This is a genomic window from Fulvivirga lutimaris (genome assembly GCF_009711525.1).
GTDB lineage: Bacteria > Bacteroidota > Bacteroidia > Cytophagales > Cyclobacteriaceae > Fulvivirga > Fulvivirga lutimaris.
Genome location: NZ_SMLV01000363.1, coordinates 1 through 20,783 on the forward strand (window position 1 = coordinate 1; position 20,783 = coordinate 20,783).

Annotated in this window: 20 protein-coding genes; 9 read left to right on the top strand and 11 right to left on the bottom strand. The window is 38.3% G+C overall.

Features of this window, described 5'->3' with window-relative positions:
* Positions 1-47: 47 nt before the first annotated feature.
* The 3 genes from E1140_RS09550 to E1140_RS09560 all read right to left on the bottom strand — a co-directional run bounded on the left by E1140_RS09550 (position 48) and on the right by E1140_RS09560 (position 3,892).
* Positions 48-455, bottom strand: coding sequence for a hypothetical protein (locus tag E1140_RS09550; RefSeq protein WP_155182359.1), 408 nt, complete (start codon positions 453-455; stop codon positions 48-50).
* A 94-nt stretch (positions 456-549) separates the two neighbouring features.
* On the bottom strand, positions 550-1,203 hold the full coding sequence (locus E1140_RS09555; RefSeq protein ID WP_155182363.1) for a response regulator transcription factor: 654 nt from the start codon (positions 1,201-1,203) through the stop codon (positions 550-552).
* A complete protein-coding gene (locus E1140_RS09560; protein WP_155182366.1) occupies positions 1,190-3,892 on the bottom strand; it encodes a sensor histidine kinase in 2,703 nt (900 codons plus the stop codon). Before E1140_RS09560 ends, E1140_RS09555 begins: the two co-directional genes overlap by 14 nt.
* Before the next feature lie 161 nt (positions 3,893-4,053).
* Between E1140_RS09560 and E1140_RS09565 the strand changes: the two genes are divergently transcribed.
* The 3 genes from E1140_RS09565 (at position 4,054) to E1140_RS09575 (ending at position 8,579) form a co-directional block, all read left to right on the top strand.
* Positions 4,054-4,557: a YfiR family protein gene (locus tag E1140_RS09565; RefSeq protein ID WP_155182369.1), complete on the top strand. Its 504-nt coding sequence runs from the start codon at positions 4,054-4,056 to the stop codon at positions 4,555-4,557.
* A 33-nt stretch (positions 4,558-4,590) separates the two neighbouring features.
* On the top strand, positions 4,591-6,666 hold the full coding sequence (locus tag E1140_RS09570; protein WP_155182373.1) for a TonB-dependent receptor plug domain-containing protein: 2,076 nt from the start codon (positions 4,591-4,593) through the stop codon (positions 6,664-6,666).
* A gap of 149 nt (positions 6,667-6,815) precedes the next feature.
* Positions 6,816-8,579 (top strand): sodium:solute symporter family protein, encoded by a 1,764-nt coding sequence (locus E1140_RS09575; protein ID WP_155182378.1) that lies wholly within the window; start codon positions 6,816-6,818, stop codon positions 8,577-8,579.
* A 124-nt stretch (positions 8,580-8,703) separates the two neighbouring features.
* Here E1140_RS09575 and E1140_RS09580 read toward each other — a convergent pair whose 3' ends face one another.
* On the bottom strand, positions 8,704-9,249 hold the full coding sequence (locus tag E1140_RS09580) for a pyridoxamine 5'-phosphate oxidase family protein (RefSeq protein WP_155182381.1): 546 nt from the start codon (positions 9,247-9,249) through the stop codon (positions 8,704-8,706).
* 88 nt (positions 9,250-9,337) lie between these two features.
* Between E1140_RS09580 and E1140_RS09585 the strand changes: the two genes are divergently transcribed.
* Positions 9,338-9,757 carry a DUF1801 domain-containing protein gene (locus E1140_RS09585; protein WP_155182384.1) on the top strand — a complete coding sequence of 140 codons (420 nt, stop codon included), beginning with the start codon at positions 9,338-9,340 and terminating at the stop codon, positions 9,755-9,757.
* Here E1140_RS09585 and E1140_RS09590 read toward each other — a convergent pair whose 3' ends face one another.
* Entirely contained in the window at positions 9,758-10,342 is a 585-nt protein-coding gene (locus tag E1140_RS09590) for a DinB family protein (RefSeq protein WP_221412671.1), read from the bottom strand.
* A 106-nt stretch (positions 10,343-10,448) separates the two neighbouring features.
* Here E1140_RS09590 and E1140_RS09595 point away from each other — a divergent pair, with 106 nt between their 5' ends.
* The 4 genes from E1140_RS09595 (at position 10,449) to E1140_RS09610 (ending at position 14,530) form a co-directional block, all read left to right on the top strand.
* Positions 10,449-10,991, top strand: a complete 543-nt coding sequence (locus E1140_RS09595; protein WP_155182387.1) for a hypothetical protein — start codon at positions 10,449-10,451, stop codon at positions 10,989-10,991.
* A gap of 36 nt (positions 10,992-11,027) precedes the next feature.
* Entirely contained in the window at positions 11,028-11,588 is a 561-nt protein-coding gene (locus tag E1140_RS09600; RefSeq protein ID WP_155182390.1) for a helix-turn-helix domain-containing protein, read from the top strand.
* Positions 11,589-11,678: 90 nt separating this feature from the next.
* Positions 11,679-13,916, top strand: a complete 2,238-nt coding sequence (locus tag E1140_RS09605; RefSeq protein ID WP_155182393.1) for a heavy metal translocating P-type ATPase — start codon at positions 11,679-11,681, stop codon at positions 13,914-13,916.
* A complete protein-coding gene (locus E1140_RS09610; RefSeq protein WP_155182396.1) occupies positions 13,913-14,530 on the top strand; it encodes a class I SAM-dependent methyltransferase in 618 nt (205 codons plus the stop codon). The genes E1140_RS09605 and E1140_RS09610 overlap by 4 nt, the downstream gene beginning before the upstream one ends.
* Positions 14,531-14,593: 63 nt before the next feature.
* Here the strand turns inward: E1140_RS09610 and E1140_RS09615 are convergent, their stop codons facing one another.
* Entirely contained in the window at positions 14,594-15,781 is a 1,188-nt protein-coding gene (locus E1140_RS09615) for a hypothetical protein (protein ID WP_155182399.1), read from the bottom strand.
* Complete coding sequence (locus E1140_RS09620) at positions 15,778-16,116, bottom strand: PadR family transcriptional regulator (RefSeq protein WP_155182402.1); 339 nt, start codon at positions 16,114-16,116, stop codon at positions 15,778-15,780. The genes E1140_RS09615 and E1140_RS09620 overlap by 4 nt, the downstream gene beginning before the upstream one ends.
* Before the next feature lie 182 nt (positions 16,117-16,298).
* Between E1140_RS09620 and E1140_RS09625 the strand changes: the two genes are divergently transcribed.
* Positions 16,299-16,586: a hypothetical protein gene (locus E1140_RS09625; RefSeq protein ID WP_155182405.1), complete on the top strand. Its 288-nt coding sequence runs from the start codon at positions 16,299-16,301 to the stop codon at positions 16,584-16,586.
* 166 nt (positions 16,587-16,752) lie between these two features.
* On the opposite strand, the gene E1140_RS09630 is transcribed toward E1140_RS09625, so the two are convergent.
* From E1140_RS09630 to E1140_RS09645, 4 genes are all read right to left on the bottom strand, one after another.
* Complete coding sequence (locus tag E1140_RS09630; protein ID WP_155182408.1) at positions 16,753-17,769, bottom strand: glutamine synthetase beta-grasp domain-containing protein; 1,017 nt, start codon at positions 17,767-17,769, stop codon at positions 16,753-16,755.
* Between the two features lie 50 nt (positions 17,770-17,819).
* Complete coding sequence (locus E1140_RS09635) at positions 17,820-18,365, bottom strand: hypothetical protein (protein ID WP_155182411.1); 546 nt, start codon at positions 18,363-18,365, stop codon at positions 17,820-17,822.
* Positions 18,366-18,378: 13 nt separating this feature from the next.
* On the bottom strand, positions 18,379-19,539 hold the full coding sequence (locus E1140_RS09640; protein ID WP_155182414.1) for a porin: 1,161 nt from the start codon (positions 19,537-19,539) through the stop codon (positions 18,379-18,381).
* A 100-nt stretch (positions 19,540-19,639) separates the two neighbouring features.
* On the bottom strand, positions 19,640-20,783 hold a 1,144-nt coding region (locus E1140_RS09645), incomplete at its 5' end, for an ammonium transporter (RefSeq protein ID WP_155182417.1).

Genomic DNA, 20,783 nt, shown 5'->3' on the forward strand with positions numbered 1-20,783 from the left:
ATCATAAAAAAATTATCGGCTATTCTACTTCTCAAATTCATCGTTGGCTATAATTTTAGTTGGTTTTTACATGTTGCATTTTTCACTGAAGAATCTATTTTTTTAGTGACATAGTTGTGACCACACTTAATACAATCAATGGCATTGTATAACTCCTGAATAAAATCATCAATAATCAAATAGGCCTTTTGCTCAGTCTCCAATAAAGATTCTATAAATATATTTTTCTCATATTCACCCAGTATTATCATTGGATATGCCATCAACCAAGAGGTTCTCAATGGATTAAGTCCATATGATGCACTGTCATATATAAGTATTGTATCCTCGTCAAATGTGTTTGTAAGAAGAGATAGATCGGCATTGAACCATGCATTGCTATAATGCTCAAGGTTGAGCAAATTATGCAAATGTTGGTTCTTGCTTATCAATAAAAGGTTTGCCTTCTCTGTCATATCTACTGCAAAGGTAGATCGGCAAAACGGTGATTATTTAAGCTTAAATGCGTAAATGGAGAAATACGTGAATCACGTAGACGCTGATTAAAACCTACACCAGATCATCAAAAAGTTGGTTTTTTATAGCATACAGCACTAAACCTGTAGAATTTTTAGAGCCTGTTTTTTCCATCAAATTCCGTTTATGTACTTCAACGGTTCTTACACTAATGAAAAGTTTATCTGCAATGTCATTGTTAGACTGCTCATCCAAAATCATTCTATAAATCTCCTTTTCACGAGGTGTAAGTGGTGTTAAGCCTGGAGTTTTTGGCTTGCGTTTGGCCATATTGTTCATGACTGTCTGTGCCACCTCATTACTGTAATAAAGTTCATCTTCCATTACTGCATTTATGGCATCCAGCATTTCTTCTTCATTGCAGCTTTTTAAAATATAGCCTCCAGCACCTGCGTCCATCATAGATTTTATATGTTGATAGTCGTTATGCATGGTCAGCGCCAGCACTTTTACTTTATTAAATTCAGCCGTTATAATCTTGGTAGCTTCAATACCATTCATTTTTTCCATGTTGATATCAATCAGTACGAGATCAATATTGTCATTCTTCTTCAGGAAATCTATAGCCTCAGTACCATCACTACCTTCACCAACTACAGTAAACTCTGAATGATTATTCAGGTAAAGCTTAATGCCGTCTCTTACTATCTTATGATCATCAACTATCAGAATGTTAATTTTCTTCATGGAAATAATGTTTTTTAGTTGGTATTTCAACAGTTATGGTCGTGCCATGCCCAGCACTTGAGTCAATCATAGCATCACCGGATAGCATTTGAGCCCTGTGCCTGATGCTGTCCAACCCGAAATGTTTTGCCTTTTCAATTTTACTTTTATTAAAACCCTTACCATCATCTTCAATAGACAAAACAATAACATCTTCATAAGCCATGAGTTGTACAGTTACAGATTTGGCCTTAGCATGTTTGAGTATATTATTGATGGACTCTTGAACTATCCTGTACAAATGAATCCCTATGCTATTAGATAAGGCGTTGTTTTTTAAATTATGATAAAAGCTAAATGCTGTTTCTGAATATTCATTCAGGTCAGCAATGAGACTTTCTATGGACAGGATGATACCAAAATCTTCAATACTCTTTGGCATCAAATTGTGAGATATTTCTCTCGTTTCACCTATGGCTTGCTTTAGGTATTCGAGTCCCACCATTAATCTATCCTCAACATCGCTGCCCTTGTCTACCTTTGATTTGAGTGCGTTAAAGTTTAGAGATACGGTTGTGAGCTTCTGACCTAAACTATCATGGAGCTCCTTAGCAATCCTGCTACGCTCCCGGTCCTCTGTTTCGATAATGGTTTTAATTATCCTTTCCTCGGCCTGGACCCTATCTGTTATGTCTGTTATAAAACCTTCTAAATAGCCATTACCAACTTCCTGACCTTTATCATAAACCCATTTGCTACCTGCAGGAGTATTAATTTCATAGACTAACTGATAAGCTCGTTTTTCAGTTACTGCACTTTTCACCTCTTTATTGATTTTCTCCTTGTCGCTATCCTTTATCAATTCAAAAATGGTACGTTTTCCTTTCACAAAATCATCGGGAGAATAACCCGTTAGCTGAATACTTCCATTACTTACAAAAGAAAGTGCGTAGTTATCATCATAAGAACCACGATAAACCATACCTGGAATGTTAGACATCAAAGATAGAAGTCGTTCCTGGCTTTTTTTAACAGCTATTTCTGCCTTTTTTCGTTCATCAATATCTACATGGGTACCGATTACCCTAAGGGCCCTACCATCACGAAGTCTTGATATCACCTTGCCATGGACAAGCAGCCATTTATAGACACCATTCTTAGTTTTAACACGATATTCTGTTTCATAATAGTCAGTCTCTTCTTTTAGGTGAGCTCTTAATTTGGTCTGCGCATCTTTTATATCCTGAGGGTGAATATTCTTAAAAAACTCCTGGAAATCATTGGACATTTCGGCTACCTTATAACCCAACATCTCAGCCTGATAGTTATTAAAAACAAGTTTGCCATCTTCAATATTCCAATCCCAAAGACCTTCCCTAGCACTTTCAATCGCCAGAGAAAGTCGCTCTTCATTTTCTACCTGATTGGTAACATCAAATAACAATCCGTCAATTACATACTCCCCATTACTTAATTGAGTAGGTTTAAATCTGATAGACACCCATTTACTAATACCTTTATATTCAATAGGTAGCTTCATTTCACCAGCTTCCTGTTTTTCAAAGGTTTCTTTTATGATAGACCTTGAGTATTGAATAAACTCATCGGACAGAACATCCCGTCCTTTAATATTATGTTTCTCAATTTCCTCCTGCGTGATGCCCAGGTACTTTTCACTATTTCCACTAATATGCTGCAGGGTAAATTCCTCATCTGTACCTAGTCTGAATAGCATACCCGGTAAGTTGTCTATAATAGACTGAAGCCGCTCCTTGCTAGAAAGTAACTCCTTTTGAGCATTATAGTAGTCTGACACATCAACAATAAACATGAAGCTATACTTAATACCTTGAATCAAAAGTGGGCTAATTACACACTCACAATAAAAAAGTGATCCATCCTTTCTTTTGGTAACAATCTCCCTTTCTCTACCAAAATGTAGTTCTTCGCCCTTTTCATACAAATCGTTACGCACATCTTTTAGCAGATGCCAATACTTCTCAGGTATAAACTTTTCTGCAGTTTCACCAATAATCTCATCAGATGCGTATCCGAAATAACTTGTAAAACGCTTATTGATCTTTTCTATCTTGCCGTCCTTAAATAAAACAATGGCAGCCAAGTTACTATCATAAACTCGCTCAAGTACATCTACCGTATACTCAAGTTGCAAATTCATTGACCGTTCTTCGGTAATATCCTGAGCTACATAAAGCACATAATCTATCTCATTGTCTGTGAGGATTGGAATCAATGAAGACTGTGACAGACCTCTATGCCCATCAGGAGCTTTAAATTGCTCCTCATATTTTACCGTCTCCTTACTATTAAATAAGGCATTGATTTTTTCCAACCTAAACGCTTTTTCTTCTTCAGTAAGCTTTAATACCTTATCATATAAAAAATACAACGGCTTACCGATCAATTCCCTTTCTATAAACTTAGTTTCCTTTTCTACTGACTGAATAAAAGTCTCTGGAAGTCGAATAATGGTTAGCTGATCACCTTCCTTTTTCAGTAGTGCAATAAAATCATTGGTATTCTCATAGATCAATGAGAGGGTCTTCTCTTTCTCTTCCAATATGTCAAGCGCCTTCTTTAAGCTGGCCTCTTGAAGTTTTTTTCGGACAGTGGTAAACCAAAATATCACCAGGCCGACCTGAACAACCAGACCAGTAATAATAAAAATGTGGCTTATATCTAGATTCATAAATCGGCTATTCTGTCTAAAAATTAAATAATTATCCTCTAAACACACTGCTTTTCACTCATCTACGTAATTCACGTATTTTTCGAATTACGTAATAAAGCTTAAAAAACTGTTTACACATACCCCCACCTTTGCAGAGAATTAAAAAACCAAGATACAAAATGAAGACTTCTACTATTGCTAAACTAATAATTGCATTCTGGATGGTGTCAGCACCGATAATGGCACAGACTGGCGAGAATAAAGTAAAATCATTATTCGTATATAATTTCATCAGATATATCCAGTGGCCACAAACAGAGCAAGATGTTACCATTGGAGTATTAGGACATGATGCTGATCTCATGGCTGCATTTAATGAGATGGCAAGTAAAAAAACAGCCTCTGGAGGCAAGATCATTATCAAGGAATTTTCTAATCCTGCCGAGTCTGAGAGTTACCACCTTGTGTTCATTCCAGCCAGTAACAGCAAAGTAATCAGAGAGTTATCTAACCTTAATAAGACTTTAATTGTTACAGAAAAGCCAGGGCTTGCCAAGCAAGGAAGTGACATCAATTTTGTTAATCAGGATGGTAAAATCCGTTTTGAAATGAATGTTCAGAAAATCGAAAGTACTCAATTAAAAGTATCTAGTCAGCTTAAAAGTTTGGCTATAGCTATCTAAGAAATACATAAGAAACTATCAAATACCCATACCATGAAAAAGTTATTATTATCATTCAAAATTGCAGCCTTAATGGCTCTAGCACTTCCTGCACTTGCTCAGGAAGGTGATGATCTTTTCGAACTATCTCTAGAAGATCTAATGCAAATTGACATTTACTCGGTTTCTAAAAAAGCTGAGTCTTTATTTGACGCTCCATTGTCAAGTTCTACACTTACTAAAGAAGAAATTTACAATGCAGGAGCTACTAGTATCCCTGAAGCGCTTCGTTTGATGCCAGGACTTATCGTTAGAGAAATGACTAACGGTTCTTACGATATTCATTTAAGAGGTTTTGACAATATCAACAGATATGGTGACGGAACATCATCGGCTAACCAAATTACTTTGGTCATGATTGATGGACGCCCTGTATTTAACTATAACCTTGGTGGTACTAACTGGGAAGCCTTACCAGTAGACCTTATAGATGTAGAAAGAATTGAGGTTGTGAGAGGTCCATCAGCTCCGCTTTACGGACCAAATGCTGTGGCAGGTGTAATTAACATTATTACTAAAAATGTTGATCAGGAAGGTGTTGTGGTAAATGGAAACATTGCTTCTGGCACAGACAATACTACAGTAGGTGGATTAAGGTTAGGTTACAAATTCAATGAAAAATTGTCAGCTCAAATATCTGGTAACTTCCAATTAAGAGACAGACAAGACGATGAAATCTTTTTGTACAGTATTGGTTCTTACGAAGCTCCTGCAGCAGGTGAATTTGAAACCGCAGTGGATAGAAAAGGATTGAATTTAATGCTTGATTATGACGTTGCAGAAGATTTTAATATAGGATTGCAAACTGGACTTCAAAGAGCCGAAGTGGTGAAGCCATTTTCGCAAAATGGTACTACTCCCTTTTCAACTTCAATTTATGAGTCAGAGTATTTAAACCTAACATTTAACAAAAGTGGACTTGCAGGTAGAATTTCTTATACAACAGGATTTGATAACCTTAACAAAGGTGGGCAACAAATATTACTTCAGTATGATTATTCAATCATTGATGCCAGCTTAGAGTATAACTGGAACATTTCTGACAAATTCTCTTTGCGTCCTGGCTTTAGCTACCAAAGTGCGGCATATAACAATGAAGATTATGTTGATATTACTCAGGGCACTATAGGCGTTTTGCAAGGCGAGCAAACAGTAGAAAATATCGCTGGATCTTTGATGGCTGATATTGAATTAACTGAAAAATTAAGACTTGTAGCTGGCGGTAGAGTAGACAAATTTAACTCTCCAGATGAGGCATACTTCTCATATCAATTTGCTGCTACTTATGATATCAATGATCAGAACTTGATAAGAGCTGTTGTTTCGAAATCTAATAGTGGTTCATTTATCGGCCCTAACTTCTTAGATGTTCAGTTTCCAGCTGCTAACCTTTATTACCAGGGAGATCAAAACCTAGACCTTTTCCAAATTCAAATGTACGAGCTTGGTTACAGAACTAAGTTGAGCAGCAAGTTTGAATTAAACTTTGAATTGTTCAGACAAGAGGCAAAAAATACAAATGCACTAGTGGCTCAGTTCCCTCAAGCTCCTTACACATTGGGTGGTGACTACTTTGTATTTCAAAACATGCCGGCTAAGTCAGTGCAGAACGGGATAACAATCTCTGCTAACTATGTAGCCAGTACTAAATTTCAATTGAAGCCATTCCTGACATTGCAGAAAACTGAGACTGACAACGTTGCTTCTTCTCAGACATTCCTAGGACTTGCAGATCTTAGCAATGTAGAAAATGATCAAACTCCTTCAGTTTTTGGTGGATTTTACTTGAACTACAAAGCCACAGATAAGCTGACAATTAACTTAAACCCTTACTACACTGGAGAGCAAAGCCAATACAGCTTTTACAATAGTGCAATTGGAAACCCAGCAACTACTGCAGGGGAAATTGACGGCAGGTTGATTTTAAATGCCAAAGTTAACTACAAGTTGAGCAGCAAAATTGACATCTACGTTAACGGCAGAAACTTATTAAACCAAGAGAAAAGTGAGTTCTTAGGAACAGACAGAACATCAATGCTATTGATGGCTGGCCTGAGAGCTAACCTCTAAAAGATCTTCATTATATAGTGTTTAGGTGAAGTTGATAGTTTAAGTCCCGGAGTGGTTACCGGGACTTTTTTTATTTATATACTTTCTATTCTTTAAGCGGTCTTGTAAGGAATAAAATATTGGGTAATTTAATCCAAATTTTTTCTTGTATGGAACTCGCACTTTGGGATTATCTAATCATTATAATATTCATTGGCATCACGCTTTTTATTGGTCTTAAATTCAGAAAAGAGGCCGGAAAAGATATCAGCAGCTTCTTTCTTGGTGGCAGAAATCTGCCCTGGTACATAGCCGGTATTTCTATGGTGGCCACCACCTTTGCCGCTGATACACCTTTGGCTGTAACAGAATTAGTCGCACAGAACGGGATAGCCGGTAACTGGCTGTGGTGGAACATGCTGGCAGGTGGTATGCTTACCACTTTTTTCTTTGCCCGATACTGGAGGCGGGCTGAAGTGCTTACTGATATTGAGCTGATTGAAATGAGGTACAGCGGTAAACCTGCTAAATTCTTAAGAGGTTTTCGCTCCATTTATTTTGGGGTTTTTATGAATGTACTCATCATAGGCTGGGTCAACGTTGCACTGATGTCATTACTCAAAGTGTTCTTCGATATTCCTGACAATCAGCTTTTGTGGTACGTAGCCGGTGCCATGATATTGGTTTCCTCCTACTCTGCCATGTCTGGATTATTAGGGGTAGCATTTACTGATGTTATTCAGTTTGGTATTGCCATGATTGGTAGTATTATTCTGGCTGTTCTAGTGCTTAACTCTGAACAGATTGGTGGAATTGACAACCTAAAATCGAGCTTACCAGAAGGCACATTGTCGTTTTTCCCTGCCGTAGGAAGCGAAGGTTCGGGAACAATGTTAGCCCTTGGTGTTGGTAGTTTCTTTGCATTCATTGGTGTTCAATGGTGGGCAAGCTGGTATCCGGGTGGTGAGCCTGGTGGTGGTGGATACATCGCACAACGAATGATGAGCACTAAATCAGAAAAAGATGCCATTTATTCTACCCTATTCTTTCAAATAGCACACTACTGTATCCGCCCGTGGCCATGGATTATTGTGGCTTTATGTGCTGTAATTTTATACCCTGATCTAAGTGCTGCTGACAGCAAGCTTGGCTACGTTATGGCCATGAAGGATTTCCTTCCTACAGGACTCAAGGGGTTATTATTGGTGGCTTTCTTTGCTGCTTATATGAGTACGATATCGACCCAGCTTAATTGGGGAACAAGTTATCTGATCAACGATTTCTATCAGCGGTTCATCAACCCTAAGGCCGATAATAAACTACTGGTAAGAGCCTCAAGAATAGGAACCATTGTTATCATGTTTATTGCTCTATTCGTCACTTCTCAGATCAATTCTATTTCTGGTGTTTGGGCATTTATTGTAGAGTGCGGTGCTGGTCTTGGTCTGGTTATGATTTTGAGATGGTACTGGTGGCGCATCAATGCCTGGACAGAAATAGTAGCCACAATAGCACCTTTTGTCGGTTACGGATTGGCAAAGTTTGTATTTGTAAACTTTGATCCGGCCTGGGGAAAGGGAATTGGCGAAGACCCAAGAAGCTTTTTTTTCACTGTTGGATTGACAACGATAGCATGGATCATCACAGCATTTGTCACAAAACCAACGGATAGCACTGTCCTTAAAAGCTTCTTCGATAAGATAAACCCTGATGGTAACTGGAGACCATTCAGAAAAGAGTCGAATGGAAAGCGGATTATGCAACTTGGCATCTGTTGGATCAGCGCGATCATCTTTGCCTATAGTGTACTTTTCTTTACAGGCAGTATTATCCTTAAAGAATTTGCCGATGCGGGTATTTATGCAGGCTTGATTTTCGTCTCATTTATGATTTTAAGAACAGTATCCAGGAAAGTAAAGGTGTTTGAGGACTAGTTCATTATCGTCACTTCGACACGAAACGTAGTGAAGTGAGAAGTCTCTTAAAGGTTACATAAAGTATAATAAAGGAGATGTCTCATTGCGCTTCGCTCCATATCGACATGACTTAAATGAAAAGCTAATTATCAAAAATCTTGGTTTCATGACCATCAAGACTTACTGTATTTTTTTCTTTCCAATAATCACGAATGCCTTCTTCACCCTTTTTATCAGCCCAATCTTTAAGGATGGTCCGCTCCTCTTTAAAGTCCATTAAAGGAACTGCGAAACCACATGAGGTCTGTACTAATTCAACATCTACCTCAATAATTTGACGTGCACCAGCAGAGGTCGAAAACAGGTCAATATATTTTTCAAACGCTTCATCTCTTTCATGATAAACTTTGGCCTTACCATATAATCTCAAAATCAACGGCTTGCCTTCAAAAGCACAGAACATGATGGTTATCCTATTCTCATTTTGCAGGTGAGTAGCAGTTTCATTTCCACTTCCGGTAAGGTTTAACCACATCACCCTATTTTCATTAATAACCCTTAAAGAGTCCATACCTTTAGGTGAAACATTAACTGTACCTTCGGCCATTGCAGTACCTACAAAAAAGATCTTTTGCTGCTCAATGAAGGATTTCAACTCAGGGGTGATTGATTCAAGTTTCTTGCTCATTGTTAGTTAGTTAATGAAGTCTCAAGTTAAAACCGAATTTTCAAATAAAGGATTCATTTGGTAAATTACTTTTCCTAATTCCAAACACATGTCAGAGAATAAAACCAAAGAAACCGACCTTTCTGTTACCGATTTCATCAACAGTATTGATGATGAAACCAAGCGCAATGACTCCCATAATCTTGTAAAGCTAATGCAGGAAATCACAGGTAGCGAACCTAAAATGTGGGGTGCCACTATGGTAGGTTTTGGCAACTACCATTATAAATATGACAGTGGACGTGAGGGAGATTTCTTTAGAGCAGGTTTCTCTCCGAGAAAAACTGCCCTTACACTCTACATTATGGCAGGTTTTTCCAGGTATGATGAGTTAATGGAAAAACTAGGTAAGTACAGGACTGGCAAGTCATGCCTCTATGTTAAAAAGCTGGCTGATATAGATATGGATGTTCTAAGGGAATTGATTGAAGCATCTGTAGCCTATATGAACAAGAAGTACCCTGAATAACTATTCAACCACTTTGCCATTAAAGAAACTCAGATTTCCTGCTATAGGGTTGCCATCCGTTCTTCTCATGCTAACTATCTGACCAACATGCCATAAGCAATCTGCAATAGGACCATTGAGATGGTTCCAAAATGGGTACTCTACTCTCCCATTTTTACCTTCATAAATGATCTTCATATTTTCAAGATCGTCCGATTTCTTGAGAATTTCACTGGCCTGATACAGATTACTAAGTGTTTGTTCACGCATCTGCATAAAAGTCAAAGTGGTATCTGCACGCTGATTTACTTTGTTGGTGGTAGCATTCACCACCATAAAAGACATCTCGTAAATATGTTGAACCGTCTGTGCAATAGTCCTACCCTCTTCACTAGGTTTGAAATTTAAATTAGACTCTGTTAGCCCATCTGTAGCCCAGTAAAACCTAAATCCAAGACCGTCAATAAGTCTTGCTGCCACGGTTCCTGCACTGTATTCTTTTGGGTTTTCAGGAACCTCTCTGTAAGGAAGTGATGATTGTGCTAACATATTTGTAGAAATAAAAAACAGGCCGATGATGGCTATCAATTTTGAGTTTGTCGACATAATATTTTGAGTTTAACCTGCAGAAAATTAATAAGAATATCCTCATAATCAATACTATATAGCCAATAAGGACTTTGCAAGATTGTTTTTTTTACTATCTTGTTACATGCTAAGTCTAGAATTGGCCAAGATTTTGGAGTCTGAGAATTACTCTTTCAGTCAAACTAATAGCCTGATAACATTTAACAGACCCTCTGCCATGATCACCCTATGGAAGATCATCTCAGCCGTTCTTATTGTTGCTCTTCCACTACTTTCAATCTATACCAATATTACAATGGTGACCATAGCAAGCTTTGTATTGTTCGCAGCACTTTATAAGTTGCTGACCGATACAGAAGTGCCTCTTGAGGTAGAAATTAACCTTGCTTCAAAAACCGTCCGATTGAAAAGCGCAACTGGCATAAAAAATAAGCTCGTTAAATTTGATGATATTGCTAACCTCAGGGTTTCTTCGTTTGAAGAATTTCAGGATGCAAATGCATTCAAGGATTCAGTTTCCAAAATGCAGTATTTCATCGATATCGAATCAAAGCATTATAAACATTCGATCATAAAATTCACCAAAACAGCTCCCAAAACTGTGCATCAAATAAAAGATGACTTTAAGTCCATGTTAGGAATACTTGAACCTGTTCAGGCTTCATAGTGTTCATTATTAAATTCTGTTTTCTAACATTGATGCATGAAGATTTTTATTAAAAACATGGTTTGCAATCGCTGCATAATGGCGGTAGAGCAACTTTTTAAATCAGAAGGATTAGAAATTAATGATATTAACCTTGGAATGGTTGACACAATTGAGCAGTTAACAAATGAGCAGTTAAACTCCATTGATGCAAAACTTTCAGACATAGGATTTGAGCTCATTGATGACAAGAAAAGTCAAATCATAGATAAAATAAAAACCACAGTTATCGAACTTGTCCATCATACAGATGGTCAGCTTAAAACCAACTTATCAGACTATCTTGCCGAAAAATTGAATTATGATTACCACTATCTGAGTAACATATACTCTGAAGTAGAAGGCACCACCATTGAGAAATTCTACATTGCCCAGCGCATTGAAAAGGTCAAAGAATTACTGGTTTATGATGAGCTGACCTTAAGCGAAATTGCTTTTAAGCTTCATTATTCTAGCGTAGCCCATCTAAGTAGTCAGTTTAAAAAAGTTACTGGTCTTACTCCCAGCTACTTCAAAAATATCCGTACTGAGAAGCGCAAACCTTTGGACAAAGTGTAAATCTTGAAAATGATTATGAAAATCATGTAACGTCTATGCTACCTGGGTACCGGACATTTGTATCATAGTTTAAGAATAGCATTTAGAATAATGAGTGACACAAATCTTATAAAAAAGACATACCCTGTACTTCACATGACGTGCGCCTCTTGCGCCAATAGCGTAGAGAGCATGCTCAATAGTCAGGATGGTGTGGAGCAGGCGGCTGTAAATTTTGCCAATGGCACTGTTAATATAAGTTATGATGATGCACAGGTAAAACCCTCCAGACTTCAGGAAGTTGTGCAGTCTATAGGATATGATCTGGAAATAGAGGATACCGAATTGACCTCCGAGAAAATGGAGGCTCAACAAGCTGCTAAAATTAGGGAGGTAAAAAACAAAACTATAGGCGCTATTATCCTCTCTTTACCCATTGTTATCATCGGAATGTTTTTTATGAGCAGCGATGGGCACTCTTCTATTCCTTATGCCAATGAAATAATGTGGGCTTTGGCAACGCCTGTAGTTTTTTGGTTTGGTAAAGACTTCTTTATCAATACCATAAAACAAGCTAAACACAGACAGGTAAACATGGACACATTGGTAGCGCTAAGTACAGGTGTAGCCTATTTGTTTAGTGTGTTTAATACATTATCCCCAAACTATTGGCTAAGCCGCGGACTTCACCCTCATGTTTATTTCGAAGCAGCTGCTGTAGTAATAGCCTTCATCTTATTGGGCAAATACCTGGAAGAAAAAGCTAAAAGCAGCACCTCATCTGCCATTAAAAAACTAATGGGCTTGCAGCCAAAAATGGTTAATGTGGTGATTGGTAACAAACACGCCATGCCAACGCCTATTGAGAAAGTGCGATTGGGTGATATTATTCAGGTAAAGCCCGGAGAGAAAATAGCCCTGGATGGTACGGTCACAGAAGGCAGCTCTAATGTTGATGAGAGCGCCATGAGTGGTGAACCTATTCCTATCGAAAAAAAGGAAGGCGATAAGGTACTGGCAGGGACTATTAATCAGAAGGGAAGCTTCAAATTTGAAGTAAAAAAACTAAGTCATGATACATTGCTGTCCCAAATCATTAGAATGGTGCAAGATGCACAAGGCAGCAAAGCCCCTGTTCAAAAGCTTGTAGATAAGATTGCCAGCATATTTGTCCCAATAGTAATTGGAATCGCACTGATCACTTTTGTAGTGTGGTATTTCGTTGGTGGAGAACATGCATTTACTCAAGCCTTATTGTCCATGGTTACAGTACTTGTCATCGCTTGTCCTTGTGCCTTGGGACTAGCAACACCAACGGCTATCATGGTTGGCGTAGGTAAAGGAGCCAGCAACGGTATACTTATAAAAGATGCTGAAAGCCTTGAGCTTGCAAAGAAAATAGACACAGTGGTGCTGGACAAAACCGGAACTATAACAGAAGGAAAACCAGTGGTAACGGATATATCCTGGCTTAATGATAATGATGATCAAAAGGACATCTTACTGGGTCTTGAGCAGCAGTCGGAACACCCACTTGCCGCTGCGGTTGTAGATCATTTTAGCGATATTTCATCAGCTTCAATATCATCATTTAACAGCATAACAGGCAAAGGTGCTTCTGGAAATCATGATGGTAAGGTATATTTTATCGGTAATAAGAAACTGATGGATGAGAACGGCATTGAAATAAATGAGTCTCTTCAAAACAAAAGCAATGTCTGGAAAAAAGAGGCTAAAACTGTTATTTGGTTTGCTGATGAAAAACAGGCACTGGCAGTACTTTCAATAGCAGATAAAATAAAAACTTCTTCATCCGAAGCTATAGCCGCACTTAAGGCACTAGATATTGAAATTCATATGCTTACTGGAGATAATGAAGCAACAGCTTCAGCCATTGCCAACAAAGTAGGCATAAGTCACTATCGTGCAGAAGTACTCCCTCAAGACAAGTCGGAATATGTAAAACAACTGCAAGCCAATGGAAAAACTGTGGCCATGGTTGGCGATGGTATTAATGATAGTACCGCACTTGCCCAGGCTGATGTAAGCATTGCTATGGGCAAAGGAAGTGATATTGCAATGGATGTTGCCAAAATGACAATCATAAGCTCAGATTTGACCAAAATACCTGCGGCCATTAAACTGTCTAAGCAAACTGTGGCTACCATTCGCCAAAACCTTTTTTGGGCGTTCATCTATAATGTGATTGGTATTCCAATAGCAGCTGGGGTACTCTACCCTATCAACGGTTTCTTACTAAACCCGATGATAGCCGGAGCAGCCATGGCTATGAGCAGTGTAAGTGTAGTGACCAACAGTCTTAGACTGAAATTCAAGAAAGTGAAATGAGAGTAAATACCAATGCCTGGAATAAAATCAGATATACTGTTTTTACTCCCATTTACGATCTTGTTGGGAATGTTTTCAATAACTACAGAAGATTGTCAATTGAACAACTTGAATTAAAATCTAATGATAATGTGTTAATAGTTGGAGGTGGAACCGGTTTAGATCTTCAATTTTTGCCACAAACTGTAAATGTCACTGCTACAGACATTACGCCCTCAATGGTGTCTCGAATGAATGGTAGTATCAAAGCATTAAATCTTAATGGAGTGGCCAGAGTTATGGATGGTCAGAAGTTGGAATTTGATGATGCTAAATTTGACTGTATAATTCTTCATTTAATTCTTGCCGTAATTCCGGACCCGGTGGCATGTATTAAGGAAGTGGAAAGAGTATTGAAGCCAGGAGGAAAAGTGACTGTGTATGATAAGTTTATTCCTGATGAGAGTGAACTGAGTTTGGGCAGAAAAATTGGAAACCTTTTCACCAACTTGATCGCCACAGATATTACAAGAAAGCTAAGTGACATTTTGAAGCACTCAAATCTCAAGCGTGTAAAAACTATGAATGGCGGTTTTAAAGGCTTCTTTAAGATTTATGTTTTAGAGAAGCATTAGCATAAAAAAAAGTCCCGGGAAACCAACCCGGGACTAAAACTATTCATAATTAACCTGATAATACTAATTGTGCTGGCTTAAAGCCTCAATTTCCAGCGATGTCACTTCTAATTGAATTTGAGAAAGCAGGCAATAAATGCTGTATAAACCATTTGTGTCGTAAGCATTATTAAACTTCTCATTCAGCCATGTATTCTCATTCTTTATTGCCAACAAAGGCGATTGCATTTGCGGATCAACTGCTTTCAATTCTTTATTGAAATTTGAAAGCTTGTCAATCAACTCCTGACCGTTAAATTGATGATTAGCTCTATTCTCAATCATAACATCTCTTAAATTATCTCCCTGAACAATTACGTTTGAATTATCTAGCTTTTTACTCTCAGATGCTGGGTCAACCTGAAGAATAATATACGTCTTTAATCCATCAATGTAATTAATGACATCTTGTGACGAAGTATTAAGAGCAGTTTGATTTGAGCCCTTTCTAATGGTTGTTAATCTGGTCATTTTAGAACTAATTGATGCCTCCAGATTAGCATTAACAGCTAACAAAGAATCTCTATAGCCGTGAGTGGTTTTCTTGTTACTAAAAGCGAAAAAAGTGCTTACAATAGCCAGTAACAAAACAGAAATGGTTGCAGGCTGCAGCTTGGTTAACGCATCTGCTCCCGCTGATTTAAATAACAATGGCAAGAATATCATTAGCACAATGCCCATTCCAAGAAATAAAAGCTCCTGGCCGCCAGGTAAGTGTAGCACCTGAAAGAGGACGCCAACAATAAAGGCCTCTGCTCCAAAGAAACCACTTACATTTCTGATCTTACTTAGCAGCATATCTGATTGCTTTAAAGTTAAAATCAGCAACATGGGCAAATAGCCCAGCGTCAACCCAATAGCCCCTAACAGTATCAATTCATTTGATGCTGGCAGCGATTGAATTTTCATAATAGAGCCTAGCATGAGAACTGCCGAGCTTCCGATTCCGATTACATTCATTACTTTTTTCATGGTGTTGTATTTTTGAGTTATTAAATAATTAGTTTGCTCTTGAATTTCCCGATACCCATCAGGAAAGAATTGGCGCTTTACCCTTTCATAGACCTCATCGAAAGGAGAAGCTTCATTACCTTCATATTCCAATATACAGCAGATATGATCCAGAAGGTCATCTTGCAATTCACTCAGCTCTATACCGTTCTGCCTGATATCACCCTTTATCAAATCGACTTGAAGTGGAGATAGTGTCATGCTATTGAGGGTTTATCGGTAAGAATATTTTGCAACGTTCCTATAAACTGATGAAGTTCATTTACCTTTTCTTCAGTGCAAAGCTTTCCTTTCTCGGTTAGGCTATAATATTTCCTTACCCTATTCCCTACCATCTCTTCATCTGTTTTTACAAGTCCATCATCTTTCAACTTATGCAGTGCAGGATATAATGAACCTTCCTTGATCAATATCTTGTCATCAGATAAAATCTTGACACGTTGCGTAATCTCATAACCATACATTTTACCATTGTGCGACAATAGCTTGAGAATGATAGTAGTTAGTGTTCCTTTTAATAATTCTTTAGAGTACATAGATTGTCTTTACATAGAAGTTCTATGCAATTATATATAGAAGTTCTAGGTATAACTAATATATAGTGAAATATTTTTCATAAAAATTTTAAGAAACTACCTCCATTTGCCTAACAAACGTTTGTTTTGTTCGTATAAAAACTTATAATTGGAATTGAACTTATACTTAATCTAAACGCATCATGAAGACTTTAATAATATCTGCAGCACTTTCATTCGGCTGCCTGGTAAGTTTTGGTCAGAGTAAGGGCGATCTCAAAGGCCCTGCTGCCAAGAACTACAAGCCATGGCAAGATAAGAGTGCAAAAACTACATTAGCTACAAAATCTCAAACTTCGGAATTATCCGGACCTGAGGCCAAAAATGCTAAGGCATGGGAAGCAACCGAGACTAATTTAGTTGCCGTTAAGTCAGTAGCCAATAAACCAAAAGGGCCTAAGGCTAAGAATCATAAAATATGGGAGGACTAAGAAAAAAGCTTGAATCATAAAAAAAGGCCAGTCTCTGGTAGACTGACCTTTTAACGTTCACAGGTTTTGGTTAAAGTTTTTTCTTAGTGTTTTATGTCAAGTTTGAATGTCATTTCGGGTGTTCCGTCAGAACACCCGATAATGACTGAACTTATACTTAATCAAACTACACTAACACTTCGGCAGATTTCACCGTTTTGATGATTCTTGCCGCAATTTTATAGGGATCTCCATTAGAAGCAGGTCTTCTGTCTTCCAACCATCCTTTCCAATTATTTTCTACAGTAGCAATAGGAATTCTAATAGAGGCTCCTCTATCAGAAACTCCATAGCTAAACTTATCTATTGATTGAGTTTCATGTGCTCCTGTCAATCTTTGATCATTATCAGCACCATAAACAGCAATGTGTTCTTCTACAAATGGAGCAAAACTTGAACATACAGATTCATAAACACTCTTATCGCCAGCCTCTCTTAGCAAGCTATTAGAGAAGTTAGCATGCATTCCTGAACCATTCCAGTCACCTTTCAATGGTTTTGGATGCCAGTTAATTGACAATCCGTATTTCTCTGCCGTACGCTCCATTAAATAACGTGCTACCCACACCTGATCTCCAGCTTGCTGTGCTCCTTTAGAAAACACTTGAAACTCCCACTGCCCAGTTGCCACTTCTGCATTAATACCTTCTACATTGAGGCCAGCCTCTAAACAAAGATCCAGATGCTCCTCTATAATATCTCTACCGAAAGCATTTTTTGCGCCTACAGAGCAGTAATAAGGGCCTTGAGGACTTGGGAATCCATTGGTTGGGAAACCTAAAGGCAAATTCGTATCCGGATTCCATAGGAAGTACTCCTGCTCAAATCCGAACCAGAAATCATCATCCTCATCATCAATAGTAGCTCTACCATTGGTAACATGAGGTGTTCCATCAGGATTTAGCACCTCAGTCATTACCAAGTAAGCATTTTTTCTACCCGCATCAGGAAAAACCGCCACTGGCTTTAAAAGACAGTCTGACGAATTTCCTTCTGCTTGCTCTGTTGAACTTCCATCAAAGGACCACATTGGACATTCATCCAGAGTTCCATCAAATCTTGAAACAATTTTTGTCTTACTTCTTAAACTCTGGGTGGGCTTATAACCGTCCAACCAGATGTACTCTAATTTAGTCTTCGCCATAGTTGTAGTTAAATTATTAATCAGTTAATCAATTTATTATTGGTGAAAAATCACCAGTCATCATTTATTTTCACTTCACTTTTTTGCTCCTCTTCAAGGGGTACAGCTACTATTTCACTTTTTAGCATTGCCACTTCACTTTCCATTTTCTTTAAAATCGTCTGTTTATGATTTTCCCATTGTTTATCAGGCTCAGCTAGCAAAGGCTCAAGAGCCATTTGTCCATTTCTCTTCTCCTCATACCTACCATACCTGTTCCGCTCATATTCATGAAAAATCAAATCAGTGATCACATACCTATACCTGTTCTCCTTTACATCTACCTGCACATTATAAGTCAACCGGCCATGAGGCACCTTGCTTATTCGCTTATTATAAAGCATAAATGACGCTTCCTTACTGAATCCTTGCTCTTCATCTCCATTCTGAACTTTTTCAAAGCCCAGATTCTCAACATTCTGAACCAGGGTATCAAAACCAATTTCTGTACTGACAACTTCCATGAATACTATCTTCCCACTATCATCAAAGCTATACTCAAGCGGTGTGCTTGTTAGCTGCGATAAAGTGAATAGTAAAAGCATGGTTAGTTGCATTGGTTGTAAGGTTTTAGAATGAGTAAACTGCTGCTAATACAAATGAGGAAAGGCTCTTAGTTGGCTGATAGTCATTATCCTGAAAAGAGTCTTCCGAAGAGCTATCTAACCTGAATTCTGGAATAATAGTAAGATCACCTACTTTATATTGAGCAGATAGGGTAAGGTCAATAACACTTCCGTCTCCGTCAGCATCTAAACCAATAACACCAAGTCCTCCATTATAAACCTGGAAGTACTCTATTCTAGCGCCTAAAGAAAGTGCATCGGAAGTAGCTACCTGAAAGTATCCTGCCAACCCGTAAAAACCAGCAGCATCACCATCGACATCTTCTATAGAAGTGCCATTTACAAATTCACCAGCTCCAGTGCTATTGTAAGTAGCATTTAAACCAAGAAATAAGTTATCAGAAAGATCAAAACCTGCTGTGATATCACCCTGAAATGTGCTTCCTGCTGAAAAATCTCCATCTGTATCCAAATCTTCATCCAGCTTGCCATCCTGATCTCCATAAAGGAAGTTGAAGTAAACACCCTTAATTCCAAACTGCGCACCTAAAGTATAAGTACCAACAATGTTGAATTCAGTCATATCAGTAGGGTTCATAATAGAAACCATTGCTGACATATCATCAGAAAGTGCAAAATCAGCCTTTAGTCCTGTATGTGAGAAAGGACCGTAGCTAAACATATATGATGTAGAGTAATTAAAATTGGCTGTTGGAGATATCACCTCATAACCTAAGAAGGTGTTGAAGTTACCCATGGTCAACGTAACATTATCGCTAACATTCCAATAAGCGTATAATTGATTTACTATTTGTGCGCTACCTCCTAAAGAACCATTTAAAACAGAATTCATTGGAGAGCCGAAAACGGCATCCTCTCCTCTCGGGCCGAATACAAGATCGGCAACAAAACCAGCCTTTTCACCTTCTTTTGCTAAAACTAGGTTTACCATTCCAAGAGAAAATCCTGGTCTGTTGGCAAAAGAAGTACCCGGAGCATCTCCCGGTAATTTATTAGGAGCACCCAAATTTGTTCTAAAGTAGGCATCCACTGATCCTGAGACAGTTACAGCCGAAGACTCAGTTTCTTCTACCTCTTCCTGGGCAAATGCTACACTAAATGATAAGAAAAGGGCCATTATTGATAAAATGTTACGATTTTTCATTTTAAATTTGAGTTACGATTAATGAAATATTTAATTGTTGAGAGCTCCTGCCTGATGAGGTGTCCAATCTATATCAGGCGGAGCTTTGTTATTTTATATACTATTCGTCATACACGATAGTATATCCTCTGATGCCATGCTCATGGCTATCCAAACCGGCCTTTTCGTGCTCTTCAGATACACGCACCCCAGATGTTTTCTTCATTATAAAGAATATCAGGAATGCAGAAATGAACGCTGCTGCACCACAAACTGCTACGCCTAAAAGTTGAGTTAAAAATGAATGATCTGGGTTAGTTGAGAACAGGCCAACTGCTAATGTTCCCCAGATACCGCAGGTTAAATGCACAGAAACAGCACCTACCATATCATCAAGCTTTAACTTATCAAGAGTAACTGCCGAAAGCACTACAAGAATACCTGCAACAAGCCCAACAAATAGTGCCCATCCTGGATTGATTACATCAGCACCAGCTGTGATACCAACAAGGCCAGCAAGTACACCATTAAGTACCATACCAAGATCTAATCTTTTAAAAACGAAGTAACTAGCTATAAGTGCTCCTATTGCTCCTGTACAAGCGGCTAGGCAAGTAGTTACCAATACAAATGAGGTAAGTCCAGGATCAGCAGATAGAACGGATCCTCCATTAAAGCCAAACCAACCCAACCAAAGAAGGAATACACCAATTACTGCCAAAGGCACACTTGAACCGGGCTTGTCAATGACTTTTCCATCTACATATTTACCAAGTCGTGGCCCAACAATAATAATACCTGCTAAAGCTCCCCAGCCACCTACAGAGTGTACTAATGTAGAACCCGCAAAATCATAGAAATCCATATCATCAAGGAACCCGTATCCCCACTTCCAGCTACCAATAACAGGATACACAATACCAACAAAGATTAGAGTAAATATCAGGTAAGATGTGATTTTAATTCTCTCAGCTACTGCCCCAGACACAATTGTAGCGGCTGTGGCAGCAAACATAGCCTGGAACAAAAAGTCCGTCCAGTAAGTATAACCTCCACCTACATAATCAGTTGTAGTTCCACCTTCCGGTAGGGTAAGGAAGAACCCTGCAAAGCCAAACCACTCATAACCCTCTCCAGCTAAAAAGCCCGGGTACATAAGATTAAAGCCAATAAGGAAATAAGTTAGAATACCGATTACTGGGGTAAGCGTATTCTTAAACAATATGTTGACTGTATTTTTAGCCTGGCCAAACCCTGCTTCAACA